Source organism: Achromobacter sp. ACM04 (assembly GCF_014851465.1).
Classification (GTDB): Bacteria; Pseudomonadota; Gammaproteobacteria; order Burkholderiales; family Burkholderiaceae_B; genus Achromobacter; species Achromobacter aegrifaciens.
This window is the reverse complement of record NZ_JACUZS010000006.1, coordinates 320939-335803: the sequence shown is the minus strand read 5'-3', so window position 1 is coordinate 335803 and position 14865 is coordinate 320939. Positions and strand designations below refer to the sequence as shown.

Sequence of the window (14865 nt, the reverse complement as noted above, 5' to 3'; positions counted from 1 at the left end):
CTGCGCGAAAGGCTGCGGCCTCAAGCTGCTCAGCCGCCCAGGCCGCAGTCGGGCATGTCGCTGACCAGGCTGGCCTGGGTCACGTTGCTGCCCGGCGGCACGCTGCGGGTCAGCCAGACGTTGCCGCCGATGGTCGAACCCTTGCCGATGGTGACGCGGCCGAGAATCGTCGCGCCAGCGTAGATCACCACGTCGTCCTCGATCAAGGGGTGACGCGCCAGGCCCTTCTTGAGTTCGCCGTTTTCACCCGGCGGGAAGCGCTTGGCGCCCAGCGTGACCATCTGATAGAGGCGCACGCGGTCGCCGATGATGGCGGTCTCGCCGATCACGACGCCGGTGCCGTGGTCGATGAAGAAGCTGCGGCCAATGGTCGCGCCCGGGTGGATGTCTATGCCCGTATCCGCATGCGCGATTTCCGCCACGATGCGCGCCAGCATCGGCGCGCCCAGGCGGTACAGCACATTGGCCAGACGGTGGTGGATCATCGCCGCCACGCCCGGATAGCACAGCAGGACCTCGTCCACATTGTGCGCGGCCGGGTCGCCCTGATAGGCGGCGGTCACGTCCAGGTCCAGCGCGGCGCGCACGCGCGGCAGCTCCGCGCCGAACTGGCGCACGATCTCGATGGCGCGCTGGCGCGCATCCGCGGGCTCGGTCTGTTCGGGCCGGCCCACGTACTGCAATTCAAGACAGACCTGGTGCAGCAGCGCGTCCAGCGCCGCGCCGATGGTATGGCCGACGTAGAAGTCCTCGACCTCTTCGCGCAGGTCGATGGGACCCAGGCGCATCGGGAACAGCGCGCCACAGAGATCCTTGACGATCTGGCGCAGGCTTTCCTGCGACGGGAATTCGCGCAGGCCGGCGTCTTCGCGCAGGCGGCCGCGGGGACCGCGCCAGGCCACGCGCGCTTCGCGCAGGCCGGACACGATGCTGTCCAGGTTCCAGTGGGCCGGCGCGCTGTAGGTCGGCCCGCTCATGACTGCAGCTCCTGCAGGAGGCCGGTAGAGGGATTGAATTCAAACATGGGTGCGCCTCGTTGACGGTGCACGGCCGCGGCGGCCAGGCCGCCGGGCAATGCTGCTTCGCAATATTTCCGTCAACTGTAACCGCTCACGCCGGTTTCGAGGAATCCATCCGATACGGCGCAGGGGTTATGTCCCTGTGCCGAGGTCGTAGCCCTGAGGGTTGCCCTGCTGCCAGCGCCAGCCGTCCGCGCACATCGCATCCACGTCATGCGTGCTATGCCAGCCGAACAAGGAAGCCGCCAGCGTGGGATCGGTCCACATCTTTTCGACGTCGCCGGGACGCCTGGCCTGCGCCTGCACGGGAATGCGGCAGCCGTTGACCCGTTCGAACGCATGCACCAGCTCCAGCACGCTGGTGCCCTGCCCGGTACCCAGGTTGACCGCCACGAATCCGGGGTGGCGCTCCGAATAGGCCAGCGCCTGCACATGCCCCTGCGCCAGGTCCATCACGTGCAGATAGTCGCGCACGCCCGTGCCGTCGGCCGTCTCGTAGTCGTCGCCGAACACCCGCAGGAAAGGCTGGCGACCTACCGCCACCTGGGTGATGTACGGGAACAGGTTGTTCGGAATGTCGCGCGGACTTTCCCCGATCTGGCCGCTCGGATGCGCGCCGATGGGATTGAAGTAGCGCAAGGTCACCGCGCTGAACGCGGGATCGGCCGTGCAGACATCGCGCAGCGCTTCCTCCACCATCAGCTTGGTGCGGCCGTAGGGGTTGGTTGGCGCCAGCGGATGCGCCTCGGTCAGCGGGAGGTAGCGGGGCTCGCCGTAGACTGTGGCCGAAGAACTGAACACCATGCGCGTCACGCCCGCCTCGCGCATGGCGCGCAGTAGCGTCACCGAGCCGCCGACGTTGTTGTCGTAGTACTTGAGCGGATCGGCAACCGACTCGCCCACCGCTTTGCTGCCGGCCAGATGCAGCACCGCCTGCACCGGCGCGCCGCGCGCTGCCGTCTCGGCCAGCACCGATTCGACCAGTCCAGGGCTGCGGATGTCCCCTTCCACCAGAGGAATCTCCACGCCGCAGAGGCGCTCGACGCGGCGCACGGCCTCGCGGCTGCCGTTGCTGAAGTTATCCAGCACCAGCGGCCGCTGGCCCGCCGCCAACATCGCGACCAGCGTGTGCGTGCCGATATAGCCGGCGCCGCCCGTCACCAACACATGCAGATCCGGCATGGTCTCCCTCACAGATGCGCCGCCACGCCCGGCACCCAGGCATGGCGCGGCCGCGGCGCCTGTGCATGGCTGCGGTAGCGGTCGATCCAGTACGAGGTGGACGCGTCGTGGCCCCAGTCCACCACGCCGGCCGACACCGGCACCGCCAGCTCGCGCTCGATGCCGGTGGCCAGGCGTTTGCCCAGTTCCACGCCCCACTGGTCGAAGGGATTGATGCCCCAGACCACGCTCTGCACGAACACCTTGTGCTCGTACAACGCCAGCAGCGCGCCCAGGCCGCGAGGATCCAGCTGGCGCAACACGATCAGGGTCGAAGGGCGCCCGCCCGGATGGACCATGTGCTGCGCCAGGCTCAGCGCACGCTCCTGGTCGTCGATGTGCGCCACGTCCATCAGCGCCTGCTCCAGGCATTTGCCGCGCAGCAACGCCTGGCGCTGCGCCAGGCAGTTGGCCAGCAGCATGCGGTGCGCATCGGGACTATCCGCATGGCCTTGCAGACTGGCGATGAAGTCCACCGGCGCGCCCTCTTCGCTTTGATGCAGCCACTGGAAGAAGGTGTGCTGGCCATCGGTGCCCGGCATGCCCCAGATGATGGGAGCCGTCGGCACGCCGACCGCCGCGCCGTCGCCCGCGACCCGTTTGCCCAGCGATTCCATTTCCAGCTGCTGCAAATAGGTGACCAGGTGCAGCAGCCGCGCGCTGTAGGCCGCGATGTTCAGCGAGTTGTGGCCCAGCACGCTGCAGTTGACCAGGCCCGCCAGCGCCAGCTGGATCGGCGCATTCGAGGCGAACGGCGCTTGCTGGAAATGCTGGTCCATGGCCTCGGCGCCCGCCCGCATGCCGATCAGCACGTCGGCGCCGACCGTCAGCGCGATCGACAGGCCGGCGACCGACCAGACCGAATAGCGCCCGCCCACCCAGTCGCACATCTTGAAGATCTGGCTGGACGGCACGCCCAGCGCGCGTGCCGCCGACACGTTGGCGGTGACCGCGGCCAGATGTTCCGACACGTCGGCCACGCCGCCCTGCTTGAGCCAGGCGATGGCCGCGCGCGCGTTGTGCAGCGTCTCGGCGGTGGTGAAGGACTTGGAAGACACCACCACCAGGCAGCGGCGCGGGTCCAGCCCGGCCACCGCATCATGGAACGCGTGTCCGTCGATGTTGGACACGAAGCGGATCTGACGGCGCTGCTGCGCCCCGCCAAACGCCTGGACCGCCAGGCGCGGCCCCCAATCGCTGCCGCCGATGCCGATATGCAGCACCGTGTTGAAATCGGCCGTCTGGTCCACCCGCCGCACGAAGTCCGTCATGCGCGAATGCTCGCAGACGGAGTCAGCGTCCTGGCCGTCAGGCTGTTCCCGCGTGCGCCCGGCGCGCAGCGCCGTATGCCATGCCGGTTTGCCTTCGGTCCAGTTGACCGGCTCGCCCGCGAACAATGCCTGGCGCGCATCCGCCACGCCGCGCGCCTGCAGCAGCGACATGGCCGCCGCTTCCAGCGCCGGCGACTGCCGTTGCATGCTCAGGTCCACGCAAAGACCCGCCGCCTCGATGACCTTCAGCGCCGCGCCGTCCAATTCCGCGCCGTGCGCGGCCTGCGCGAACGCCTGCCACTCCGGGCTGTCCGCCAGGCCCGAATTCGCCCTTAGCGCCTCAATCGCATACTTGGCCTTTCCCATCGCGTGATGCTCCTTAAAACGGTAAACGAACATGAGGGGCAATGCGTCGGAACGCGTTGCGGAAATCCTCCTCGATACGGGCCAATGCGGCCACGGTGTCCCCTTCAAAACGCAATACCACCGTCGGCGTGGTGTTGGACGGACGCGCCAGGCCGAAGCCGTCGGCGTAATCCACCCTGATGCCGTCCAGGTCGTTGATGGACTGCGCGCCGGGAAACTGTCCCTGCGCACGCAGCGCTTCCACCAGGTCGAACTGCTCGCCTTCGGCGGTTTCCAGCTTGATTTCGGGCGTAGCGCAGGACTGCGGCAGGCTTTCCAGCAGGGCCGAGGGATCCGGCGCGCCGGACAGGATCTCCAGCAGCCGGGCGGCGGCGTAGATGCCGTCGTCAAAGCCGTACCAGCGCTCCTTGAAAAAGATGTGGCCGCTCATCTCGCCGGCCAGCAGCGCGCCGGTCTCGCGCATCTTGGCCTTGATCAGCGAGTGCCCCGTCTTCCACATGGTGGCCTTGCCGCCCGCCTCGGTGATGGCGCGCGCCACGTGGCGGCTGCACTTGACGTCATAGAGGATCTCGGCGCCCGGATTGCGCGACAGCACGTCGCGCGCGAACAGGATCAGCTGGCGATCGGGCCAGATGATCTGCCCCGTCTTGGTCACCACGCCGAGCCGGTCGCCGTCGCCGTCGAACGCCAGGCCGACCTCGCAGTCGGAATAGCGCAGGCAATAGATCAGGTCCTGCAGGTTCTGCGGATCGGCCGGATCCGGGTGATGGCCCGGGAACGAGCCGTCGACCTCGCAGAACAGCTCGACCACTTCGCAGCCCAGGGCGCGGAACAGCGCCGGCGCCGCGGCGCCCGCCACGCCGTTGCCGCAATCGATGGCGATCTTCATCGGACGCGCCATGCGGATATCGCCCATCAGGCGCGCCGTGTAGCACGGCATGATCTGCATCTGCGTGCGTCCGCCCGAGGCGCTGGCCGATTCGATGGGCAGGCGCATCGCATCGCGCAGCGCGGTGATGCCTTCGCCATATAGCGAGGCGCCGTCCAGCACGATCTTGAAGCCGTTGTGCGCGGGCGGGTTGTGGCTGCCCGTGACCGCGATGCCCGCGCCCGTGTCCATCAGGCGCGTCGCGAAGTACACCATCGGCGTGGTCGCCATGCCGATGTCGATGACGTGCATGCCCGCCGAGCGCAGGCCCGCCTGCAAGGCGGCCGCCAGCTCGACGCTGCTCAGCCTGCCGTCCCTCCCCACCACGATGGACCGCGCTCCCTGTTCGCGGGCCTGGGTTCCCGCCGCCATCCCCAGGCTGTGCGCGAACCTCGCATCGATTTCTTCCGGCACCGTGCCGCGTATGTCATAAGCCTTGAAAACCGCATCCAGAATTTGCGGCGTGTCCCAGCCAAAAGTTCCGTGCATGCCAGTTTCTCCGGGTGGCGTTATTTAGGGCCGTTCTGTTTGAAATCGCCGTAATACGCCGCACGGGAGTAGCGGTAACTGCCGTACTTGGACCGGAAGCCGAAGCGTTCCGGCAGGAGCTTGAGGCCGTTGAAGAGCACGCCGTCCACCGGCGCGCCCGCCTGGATCAGGCGCTTGGCCGTCTCGCGGATCTCGCCCACGGTGTTCATGCCCGAACGCACCACCACCATCACCGCCGCCGCATGCGTGCCGACCACGGCCGCGTCCGGAGACGACAGCACGGGCGCCGTGTCCAGGATCACCATGTCGTACTGCGAGGCCAGTTCGCGCAGGGTTTCGCCGAACACCGGCGAGGCCAGCAACTCGGACGGGTCGAAGGTGACCGCGCCGGTGGCGATGAAGTCCACGCCCTCGGACACGCTGTGCTTGCGGACCTGGGTCAGCGGTATCGTGCCCGACAGCACTTCGAACAGGCCGTCTTCCTTGGGCACGCCAAAGTAGCGGTTGAGCTGGCCCTTGCGGAAGTCAGCGTCGATCAGCAGCACGCGCTTGCCCACGCCGCCCTGGATGAAGGCGAAGTTGGCCGACAGGAAGGACTTCCCCACGCCTGCCACGGGGCCGGTGAACATGACCATGTTGTTGGCCGACTGGCGCAGCGACGCCTGCAGCACGTTGCGGAACGACCTCAGGCTTTCGATGGGCGGCGCGTTGCCCTGGCTCTGCGCCAGCAGCGCAGGCACGCTGGCGTTCTTGCGCCGGCTGCGCCGCCACAGCTTGTCCTGCATGTCGCTATAGGGAATGGCGGCCAACACCGGCAGGCCGGTATGGCGTTCGACGTCGTCGGGTTCCGACAGTCCGCCGAACAGCGCATTGCGCACGAACGCGCACAGCATGCCGAAGATCAGGCCGAAGGCGGTCGCCACGCCGATGATGATGGCGGCCTTGGGACGCACCGGCTTGTCCGGCTGCACCGCCGAGTCCAGGATGCGCACGTTGCCCACCTTGCCGGCGCGGATCAGGCGCAGCTGCTGGGCGTTGTTGAGCAATGCCGTGTAGAGCTCGGTGTTGACGCGCACGTCGCGCACCAGGCGCACCACGTCCTGCTCCAGGTCAGGCAACTGGCGGATGTTGTTGCCGATGCGGTTGACGTCCCCGGTCAGCCCGGCGATCTGGCGGTCCAGCGCCACGATGCTGGGGTGGGTTGGCGCGAAGCGGGTGATCATCTCCTGGCGCTTGGAGCGCAGTTCCATAACCTTGGTCTGCGCATCCACCGATTGCGCAAGGATCAGCTTGGCTTCTTCGCTCAGGTCGATGGTGCCGCGCTTGTTGCGCAGGGAGTTGTACTTGGTCTCGGCCGCGTCCAGCTCGCCCTTGAGCACCGGCAGCTGCTGTTCAAGGAATACCAGCGACTTCTCGGCCTGCGCCGACTTGCGGTTCACGTTCTGCTGCACGTACTCCTGGCCGATCTGGTTGAGCACGGCAGTCGTCAGCGCGGGATCATTGCCTTCCAGCGTGACGCCGATCACCCCCGACGTGCGGCCGCGCTCGAAGATCCCCAGGCGCGCCTGCACATCCTCGATGGCTGCCAGGCGCGAGCTGCGCGACACCGTGAACTCGGTCCCGGGGCGTCCCGTCAGCGCGTCGATATGCACGTCCATCGCGCCGCCGCCAGGCAGCCGGAAATGCTCGGGCTTGCCCACGGTGCCGTTGAAGGTCGCGCCCGTGAACTTGTCGCTCAGCGTGTAGCGCCCTTCGCCCAGCGTGGTCACGCGAAAGGGCTTGCCCAGCCATTCGTTGGGCACGTCCAGCTGCGAGATCGCGATGGCTTCGCCGCCCCATGCATAACCGCCGCGCGGCAGGCTCGACGGATACGGCAGGCTTTCGTAGCGCTGCGCCAGCCATTCGCCGATCACGGGGAAATAGCGCGGCTTGGCCTGGATGTACAGCAGGAACTTGTCGACTGCGGGTCCAACCACCATGCGCGAACGCAGCACTTCCATTTCGCCCGAGGTCTCCGCCTTGGTATCGAACATGGAGGACACATCGCCGAGCAGGCTGCGGCTTTGCCCCTGCGGCATTTCCTCTTCCACCTGCACGATGATGTCGGCCGAGTACACCTTGGGCGTGATCATCACATAGGTAAGCGCCCCCAGTAATGCAAGCAGAGTGATCGCGATGATCATCCACCGGTTGGAGAAGATGGCGTCCACATGGGACGACAACGGAGTTTCCTGCTGGCGAGCCGGCACGGACGGCTCGAACGATTCGATGGGCAACGACATGCAGCTCTCCAAGAGAAGACGCCGCCGCGGTCGCGGCGTCCCCAGGCGTGGTTTAAGGCGGACTAATCTATGGACTTCACGGTCTGTACGGTCTGGGCGCTCGGGAACAGATTGCTGATGAAGCGGTTCCACCGCACCAGGGCCGCCGTATCCACGAACACCACGTCTTTGGGTTGCAACTCGAACTTCTCCGCCACCGCAAGAGTCTGCGGCGATCCGGCGTTCAGGTGGAACACCAGCGGCGTCGCTTGCTCAGTGCTGCGCACAACGAATATTTGAGACGGATTCGAGGTCAGCTGGTTCGGTCCTCCGGCCAAGCCCAGCGCCTCGGTCAACGACATGCGTCCGTCACGCATCACTGCCGCGGTGGGCAAGGTCACCTCGCCCATCACGAACACCTTGCTGTCATCGCGCGGCGTGACCCTGACGATGTCGCCGGACTTCAGCAGCACCTGGTTCAGGTCTTGGCCACGCTCGATCAGCGCAGGCACGTTCACGCGAGTACGGCGTCCGTCACGGATCACGTAGACTGCGCTGCGATCGCCCGTGGGCAGAATGCCTCCGGCCCTGTTGATCGCTTCCAACAGGGTCATCGGGATATCGTTGATCGCGATTGCGCCCGGCGTCTTCACTTCGCCATCGACGTAAACACGCTTGCTGCGATATCCCAGAACGCGTACGGTGATCTGCGGATCCTGGATGTACTTGCTCGAACTATTCACTATGAGATTGCGCGCCTGAAGTTCCGTCAACCCGGCCACTTTCAGCAATCCCGCATAGGGAAATTGGATATATCCAGTGGATGAAACCGTATAGCCCGGAATGCCCGAGGCGGTGTCTCCAATGGCTAGTTCCGTTACCCCAGTCCCGATGGCGTAGGTTTGCGTCGGAAGGACGAGTTCTGGGTGATCCCACACTACGATCGAGAGGATGTCTCCGGGCCCGATCAGGTAGGGGCCGGACTTGCCGTAGAGCTTGTCGACGCCTTCGTTGTCGAGCAATGCCTGGCGCGCGCGCTGGTCTTCAAGCACCAGCGACGGCGTGATTTCCTTGATTACAGCCTTGGAGTTCGGATCCAGCGGATCCGCAAGTTGATTGGCGTCAAAGGTCATACCGGGAGACAAGGCGCAAGCGCCCAGCGAGGACACGAGCGCGATAGCTGCTATGCCTCGGCTCAACGTTCCGAAAAATGTCGTCATGGCAAATCCACTTGTGAATGACTTCGTTGCTTGGAGTGAGCCCGATGCGTAACGGGTTGCGACATTCCACTCTCTTTTCCTAGCCCCGCACATTCGACGGATGTCCTAAGCCTTCTCCTACATCGTTTGGAGGTTTCGGGTGCCTTGCGCACTCAATAAGATTTTGTCGGTAGCCACAAGCTTTGCGGCGGTGCACTGTCTTTGCCTTTCGCACGGCGGCTCCCCACGAACAGGAGTGCGCGATGGACCCGTCCCAAACGGACACGTCGTCTAGATTCAGCGGAGCAAGCTATCTCTATCGCTTGCTCGATGCCGCGATCGTGATCGCCTGCGGCCTGACTGCCACCGGCTTGAAATTCTCGGACGATGCCTTGGCCGATCCTCCGCAGATCCATCTGTTCCTTGTGTATCTGTGCGGCCTGGGCGTGGTCGCCATATTCCCGGCCTTCCGCCTCTATGTATCCTGGCGCGGCCGCCTGCTGACCGACCTGGTCGTGCGCAGCCTGGCGGCCTGGGCGCTGGTGTTCGCGCTGGGCATCTGCATCAGTTTTCTCATGCACCAGACCGCGGCGATATCGCGCATATGGGCGGCTACGTGGTTCGGCATGTCGGCGCTGACGCTGGCCGGCTTACGCATTGCGGTCTACGCGATCCTGGGCGCGGCGCGCGACCGCGGGCTGGACCGCAAGCGCGTACTGCTGGTGGGCTTTGGCGCGCTGGGCCATGACCTGTGGCGCCGCGTCGAGCAATACCGCGGCGCGGGCTACGAAGTGGCGGGCATCTATGCCGAGCCCCATGAGAACCTGCCGCCGCAAGTCCGCCGCCTGCATGACCTGGACGAGCTGCATGGCTTCGTGCATGAGCACAACGTCCGCGAGATCTGGATCGTGCTGCCGATGGAAGCGGGCCAGGAACTGCGCGAAGTCCTCTATCACCTGCGCAACGACCTGGTGGATATCCGCTGGATTCCCGATGTCATGTCGATCCAGCTGCTGGGGCACCGCATCGGCGAATTCCTGGGTCTGCCGGCCATACAGCTCAACAGCCTGCCGGCCGCCGGCGTGCGAGGCTGGGCCAAGGAACTCTTCGACCGCGGCTTCGCCTTCTGCGCGCTGATCGGGCTGTCGCCCGTGATGCTGACGGTGGCGATCCTGGTGAAGGCGACTTCGCGCGGCCCGGTGTTCTTCACCCAGCCTCGGCTGGGCGTGGACGGCAAGGTCTTCCATGTCTACAAGTTCCGCACCATGACAGTGCATCAGGAGCATGGCGTGGTCACCCAGGCCACGCGCAACGATGCCCGCGTCACGCGCATCGGCGGCTTCCTCAGGCGTACCAGCCTGGACGAACTGCCGCAGTTCCTGAATGTGCTGATGGGCGACATGTCGGTGGTGGGTCCGCGTCCGCACGCGCTGGAACACAACGAAATGTACAAGGACCTGGTGCAGCGCTACATGATGCGCCACCGCGTCAAGCCGGGCATCACGGGCTGGGCGCAGGTCAACGGCCTGCGCGGGCAGACGGACACGCTGCGCAAGATGAGCGACCGGGTCGAGTACGACATCTACTACATCCAGCACTGGACGTTCAGGATGGACCTGCAGATCATCGCCCGCACGGCGTTGTCGGGATGGACGGGCCGCAATGTCTACTAAACCCTTGGGATGGCCCGAGCAACGCAAGGCCGCGGCCCGCGACGGCTTGCTGGCGCAGGCGGAGTTCCGCCAGGCGGTAGAGATGTTGCCGCTGGTTTCCATCGACCTGCTGCTGCGCGATGCCGCGGGCCGCTACCTGACCGGCCTGCGGGCCAATCCCCCGGCCCAGGGCGCCTGGTTCGTGCCGGGCGGACGGATCCGCAAGAACGAGACCCTGCACGCCGCGCTGCGCCGCATCGCCCGCGACGAACTGGGCATCCCGGTCAGCGAGCTGGCCTGGACCCCGCGCGGCGTGTACGAACACTTCTATGGCACCAATTTTGCGGGTGAAGCCGGACGCTCCACCCACTACGTCGTCCTCGCCTATGAGGCCGAGCTTTCTTTGGACATTTCCAGCCTGCCCCAGGCCCAGCACCGCAGCTACCGCTGGCTGCCCGCGAAGGCCCTCGCCGCCGATCCCGGCGTGCACCCCTACACCCAGGCCTACTTCAAGGAGTGAGCGCCATGACCAATCCCCCTCCCCCGTACCGGGCAGTCATACTCTGCGGCGGTTCAGGCTCGCGCCTGTGGCCGCTGTCGCGCGAGCTGCTGCCCAAGCAGTTCATCCGTTTGACCGATGACCGCAGCCTGCTGCAGAACACCCTGCTGCGGCTGGGTTCGGCGGATGCGCAGGCCCGGCCCACCCTGGTCTGCAACGACGCGCACCGCTATATCGCGGCGGAGCAGGCGCTGGAGCTGGGCATCAAGGACGTGGAAGTGATCCTGGAGCCTTTCGCGCGCAACACGGCGCCGGCAATCGCCGCGGCCACCCTGCGCGCCATGCGCGACGGCGAGGACCCGGTCATGCTGATCATGCCGTCGGACCACGTGCTGGAAGACGGCGAGGTACTGCGCGCCGCCTTCGCCGAAGCCTACAAGGCCGCCTTGCAAGGCGCCCTGGTGACCTTCGGCATCACGCCCACCGCGCCGCTCAGCGGCTACGGCTACATCCAGGCGGACGAGCCCGGCGTCATGGCCCCCGCCCGCCGCGTGCGCCGCTTCGTTGAAAAGCCCTCGCCCGAGGTGGCGCAGCGCTTCATCGACGATGGCGGCTATTACTGGAACAGCGGCATGTTCGCCTTCCAGGCCTCGGTATTCCTGTCGGAAATGGCGCGCCTGGCGCCCAAGATGCTGGAACAGGTGCAGGCGGCGGTGGCCATCGGACATGGCGAGAATTCGCTTTTCCACCTGGACGGCCCGTCCTTCGAGGCCTGCCCCAGCGATTCCATGGACTACGCCATCATGGAGCGCACCGACAGCGCCGTGGTCATCCCGCTGGCCGCCTCGTGGAGCGATGTGGGCGCCTGGGACGCGGTCTGGGGTATCGCCCAGAAGACGGTGGAAGGCAACTCCACCACCGGCGACGTCATGGTGGAGGATTCGCGCAACTGCCTGATCCACTCCACCAGCCGGCTGGTGGCCTCGGTGGGCCTGGACGACATCGTCGTGATCGAAACCGCCGACGCCGTGCTGGTGGCGCACAAGTCGCGCTCGCAGGACGTCAAGCGGCTGGTCGAGATCTTCAAGACGCAGCACCGCTCGGAACTGAACCATCACCGCGAAGTGCAGCGGCCCTGGGGATCCTACGACTCGGTCGGCCAGGGGCCGCGCTACCAGGTCAAGCGGATCACGGTGAAGCCCGGCGCGCGCCTGTCCTCGCAGATGCACCATCACCGGGCCGAGCATTGGATCGTGGTTTCCGGCACGGCGCGCATCTACAACGGCGACAAGCAATACCTGCTGACCGAGAACCAGTCGACCTACATCCCGCTGGGCGAGATCCACAGCCTGGAGAACCCGGGAAAGATCCCGCTGGAAATCATCGAGGTGCAATCGGGCGCCTACCTGGGTGAAGACGACATCGTCAGATTCCAGGACATGTATGGCCGGGTTTGAAAAAGAGGTGCCCCCGCCCTTCTTCAGACCGGGCATGGCCCGGATCTGCCTGCCGCTTGCCGGGCTGTTCTTCGCCGTACTGGTAACGATAGGCAACCTGCCGGGCCTGGCCGCCGAGATGTCGGACGCCTTTGGGGACAAGCGTCTGCATCTTGCGGCTTACGCCTTCCTGACCACGTTGATCTATTTCTCGGTCAACCGGCGCCCGGCGCTGACGGCCTTGGTGGCGATTGCCATGCTGGGTGCGCTGGATGAAGCAATCCAGTCCCTTTTTCCCTATCGACAGGCTGAATTATTAGACCTTTTGGCCGATATCTCAGCGGCTGGTGCAACAGTAATCTCATTGCACATTGGTACCGCAGCCTTCGGCTCCTTTCGTGCAGTCACTAAGTCTTAAGGATACAACCATGCCAAAACGGGCACTGATTACCGGCGTTACTGGCCAAGACGGGGCCTATCTGGCGGAGTTTCTGCTGGCCAAGGGCTATGAGGTCCACGGCATCAAGCGGCGTGCTTCGCTGTTCAATACCGCCCGGATCGACCATCTGTACCAGGATCCGCACGACCAGCCCCGCAATTTCGTGCTGCATCACGGCGATATGACCGACTCTTGCAGCCTGATCCGCATCGTGCAGTCGGTGCAGCCCGACGAGATCTACAACCTGGCCGCCCAAAGCCATGTCGGCGTCTCGTTCGAGGAACCCGAATACACGGCCAACGCCGACGGCCTGGGCACCCTGCGTCTCCTGGAAGCCATCCGCATCCTGAAGCTGGAGAACAAGGCCCGCTTCTACCAGGCCTCCACCTCCGAGCTGTATGGCCTGGTGCAAGAGACGCCGCAAAAGGAAACCACGCCGTTCTATCCGCGCAGCCCGTATGCGGCGGCCAAGCTGTACGCCTACTGGATCAGCGTGAATTACCGCGAAGCCTATGGCATGTATGCCTGCAACGGCATCCTGTTCAACCACGAATCGCCCAAGCGCGGCGAGACCTTCGTCACGCGCAAGATCACCCGCGGCCTGGCCCGCATCGTGCTCGGCCTGCAGGAATGCCTGTACCTGGGCAACCTGTCCGCCCTGCGCGACTGGGGCCATGCCCGCGACTACGTCGAAATGCAATGGCTGATGCTGCAGCAGGACACGCCCGAGGACTACGTCATCGCGACCGGCATGCAATACAGCGTGCGCGAATTCATCAATACCGCCGCGCGCGAGCTGGGCATCCTGCTGGCCTGGGAAGGCGAAGGACTGGAAGAGACCGCCACCGTGCTGTTCTCGCCGGTCCATGACGTCAAGCCCGGCCAGGTCATCGTCCGGGTGGATCCGCGCTACTTCCGCCCGACGGAAGTGGAGACCCTGCTGGGCGATCCGACCAAGGCGCGCGAAAAGCTGGGATGGTCGCCCCGCACCTCCTTCGCGCAACTGGTCAAGGAAATGGTCGAGAGCGATCTGCGCGACGCCCGGCGCGATGCGCTGGTCGAGCAGAACGGCTACGAAATCTACGCCTACAAGGAGTAGCACGACATGACGAACCTGGAGCAACGCGTCTTCGTCGCCGGCCACCGCGGCATGGTGGGCGCCGCGATCACCCGCGAGCTGCAACGCCGCGGGTACCGCAACGTGCTGACCCGCGGCCGGGAAGAGCTGGATCTGGAAAACCAGAATCAGGTCAACCGCTTCTTCTCGACCACGCCGGTCGACGTGGTGTACCTGGCCGCGGCCAAGGTGGGCGGGATCCTCGCCAACCAGACGCATCCGGTGGAGTTCCTGTACAAGAACCTGATGATCCAGTGCAACGTGATCCGCGCCGCGTATGCGGCCGGCGTGCGCAAGCTGCTGTTTCTGGGTTCGTCATGCATCTATCCGCGCGAAGCTCCTCAGCCGATCCGCGAGGACGCCTTGCTGACGGGGCCGCTGGAGGCGACCAACGAGCCCTACGCCATCGCCAAGATCGCGGGCCTGAAGCTGTGCGAGGCCTATCAGCGCGAATTCGGCGCGCGCTTCATCTGCGCCATGCCGACCAATCTGTATGGCCAGCATGACAACTACGACCTGCAAAGCAGCCACGTGCTGCCCGCGCTGATCCGCAAATTCCACGAAGGGCGGGAATCTGGCCAGGAAAGCGTGAGCATCTGGGGCACCGGCGCGCCGCTGCGGGAGTTCCTGTACGTGGACGACCTGGCCCAGGCCTGCGTCATGCTGATGGAGCATCCGCAGGCGGAAGGCATCTACAACATCGGCGCCGGGCAGGACATCTCGATCGCCGACCTGGCCAGGCTGGTGGCCCGCGTGGTCGGCTACGAGGGCAACATCGTCTACGACAGCAGCAAGCCCGACGGCACGCCGCGCAAGCTGATGGACTCGGCCCGCATGCAGGCGCTGGGCTGGAAACCGGAGATCTCACTGACGCATGGCATCACGCTGGCCTACGGGCACTTCCTGCGTGAACGCACCCAGCATGCGCTGCCCGTGGCCTGACGGCCTCGCCAGAACCCCTATGCCCA

At 65.5% G+C, this 14865-nt stretch carries 12 protein-coding genes; 6 read left to right on the top strand and 6 right to left on the bottom strand.

Annotated elements, in window-relative coordinates; all coding sequences use genetic code 11:
• Positions 1-29: 29 nt before the first annotated feature.
• From epsC to IB259_RS29960, 6 genes are all read right to left on the bottom strand, one after another.
• Complete coding sequence (gene epsC / locus IB259_RS29985) at positions 30-977, bottom strand: serine O-acetyltransferase EpsC (RefSeq protein ID WP_054453050.1); 948 nt, start codon at positions 975-977, stop codon at positions 30-32.
• Between the two features lie 174 nt (positions 978-1151).
• The gene (galE, locus tag IB259_RS29980; protein ID WP_119450026.1) at positions 1152-2201 is read right to left on the bottom strand and encodes a UDP-glucose 4-epimerase GalE; all 1050 of its coding nucleotides are present in this window, start codon (positions 2199-2201) and stop codon (positions 1152-1154) included.
• 8 nt (positions 2202-2209) lie between these two features.
• Positions 2210-3877 carry a glucose-6-phosphate isomerase gene (gene pgi / locus IB259_RS29975; protein WP_054453056.1) on the bottom strand — a complete coding sequence of 556 codons (1668 nt, stop codon included), beginning with the start codon at positions 3875-3877 and terminating at the stop codon, positions 2210-2212.
• 13 nt (positions 3878-3890) lie between these two features.
• Positions 3891-5294: a phosphomannomutase/phosphoglucomutase gene (locus IB259_RS29970; protein ID WP_054453058.1), complete on the bottom strand. Its 1404-nt coding sequence runs from the start codon at positions 5292-5294 to the stop codon at positions 3891-3893.
• A gap of 20 nt (positions 5295-5314) precedes the next feature.
• Entirely contained in the window at positions 5315-7576 is a 2262-nt protein-coding gene (locus IB259_RS29965; protein WP_054453060.1) for a GNVR domain-containing protein, read from the bottom strand.
• Between the two features lie 62 nt (positions 7577-7638).
• A complete protein-coding gene (locus tag IB259_RS29960) occupies positions 7639-8775 on the bottom strand; it encodes a polysaccharide biosynthesis/export family protein (RefSeq protein WP_054453063.1) in 1137 nt (378 codons plus the stop codon).
• A gap of 242 nt (positions 8776-9017) precedes the next feature.
• Here IB259_RS29960 and IB259_RS29955 point away from each other — a divergent pair, with 242 nt between their 5' ends.
• From IB259_RS29955 to IB259_RS29930, 6 genes are read left to right on the top strand one after another with little or no spacing between them, the layout of a single operon-like run.
• Positions 9018-10427, top strand: coding sequence for an undecaprenyl-phosphate glucose phosphotransferase (locus tag IB259_RS29955; protein WP_054453065.1), 1410 nt, complete (start codon positions 9018-9020; stop codon positions 10425-10427).
• A gap of 46 nt (positions 10428-10473) precedes the next feature.
• Positions 10474-10926 (top strand): GDP-mannose mannosyl hydrolase, encoded by a 453-nt coding sequence (locus IB259_RS29950; RefSeq protein ID WP_054453683.1) that lies wholly within the window; start codon positions 10474-10476, stop codon positions 10924-10926.
• A gap of 5 nt (positions 10927-10931) precedes the next feature.
• On the top strand, positions 10932-12362 hold the full coding sequence (locus tag IB259_RS29945; RefSeq protein ID WP_054453067.1) for a mannose-1-phosphate guanylyltransferase/mannose-6-phosphate isomerase: 1431 nt from the start codon (positions 10932-10934) through the stop codon (positions 12360-12362).
• A gap of 34 nt (positions 12363-12396) precedes the next feature.
• Positions 12397-12759, top strand: coding sequence for a VanZ family protein (locus IB259_RS29940; RefSeq protein ID WP_054453684.1), 363 nt, complete (start codon positions 12397-12399; stop codon positions 12757-12759).
• Positions 12760-12769: 10 nt separating this feature from the next.
• A complete protein-coding gene (gene gmd, locus IB259_RS29935) occupies positions 12770-13879 on the top strand; it encodes a GDP-mannose 4,6-dehydratase (RefSeq protein ID WP_054453069.1) in 1110 nt (369 codons plus the stop codon).
• 6 nt (positions 13880-13885) lie between these two features.
• Positions 13886-14839, top strand: coding sequence for a GDP-L-fucose synthase (locus tag IB259_RS29930; RefSeq protein ID WP_054453071.1), 954 nt, complete (start codon positions 13886-13888; stop codon positions 14837-14839).
• Positions 14840-14865 lie beyond the last annotated feature (26 nt).

Excerpts from the sequence above, each read along its gene's own strand:
- epsC (WP_054453050.1), bottom strand. The coding sequence starts at position 977 with ATGAGCGGGCCGACCTACAGCGCGCCGGCCCACTGGAACCTGGACAGC.
- galE (WP_119450026.1), bottom strand. The coding sequence starts at position 2,201 with ATGCCGGATCTGCATGTGTTGGTGACGGGCGGCGCCGGCTATATCGGC.
- pgi (WP_054453056.1), bottom strand. The coding sequence starts at position 3,877 with ATGGGAAAGGCCAAGTATGCGATTGAGGCGCTAAGGGCGAATTCGGGC.
- IB259_RS29970 (WP_054453058.1), bottom strand. The coding sequence starts at position 5,294 with ATGCACGGAACTTTTGGCTGGGACACGCCGCAAATTCTGGATGCGGTT.
- IB259_RS29965 (WP_054453060.1), bottom strand. The coding sequence starts at position 7,576 with ATGTCGTTGCCCATCGAATCGTTCGAGCCGTCCGTGCCGGCTCGCCAG.
- IB259_RS29960 (WP_054453063.1), bottom strand. The coding sequence starts at position 8,775 with ATGACGACATTTTTCGGAACGTTGAGCCGAGGCATAGCAGCTATCGCG.
- IB259_RS29955 (WP_054453065.1), top strand. The coding sequence starts at position 9,018 with ATGGACCCGTCCCAAACGGACACGTCGTCTAGATTCAGCGGAGCAAGC.
- IB259_RS29945 (WP_054453067.1), top strand. The coding sequence starts at position 10,932 with ATGACCAATCCCCCTCCCCCGTACCGGGCAGTCATACTCTGCGGCGGT.
- IB259_RS29940 (WP_054453684.1), top strand. The coding sequence starts at position 12,397 with ATGGCCCGGATCTGCCTGCCGCTTGCCGGGCTGTTCTTCGCCGTACTG.
- gmd (WP_054453069.1), top strand. The coding sequence starts at position 12,770 with ATGCCAAAACGGGCACTGATTACCGGCGTTACTGGCCAAGACGGGGCC.
- IB259_RS29930 (WP_054453071.1), top strand. The coding sequence starts at position 13,886 with ATGACGAACCTGGAGCAACGCGTCTTCGTCGCCGGCCACCGCGGCATG.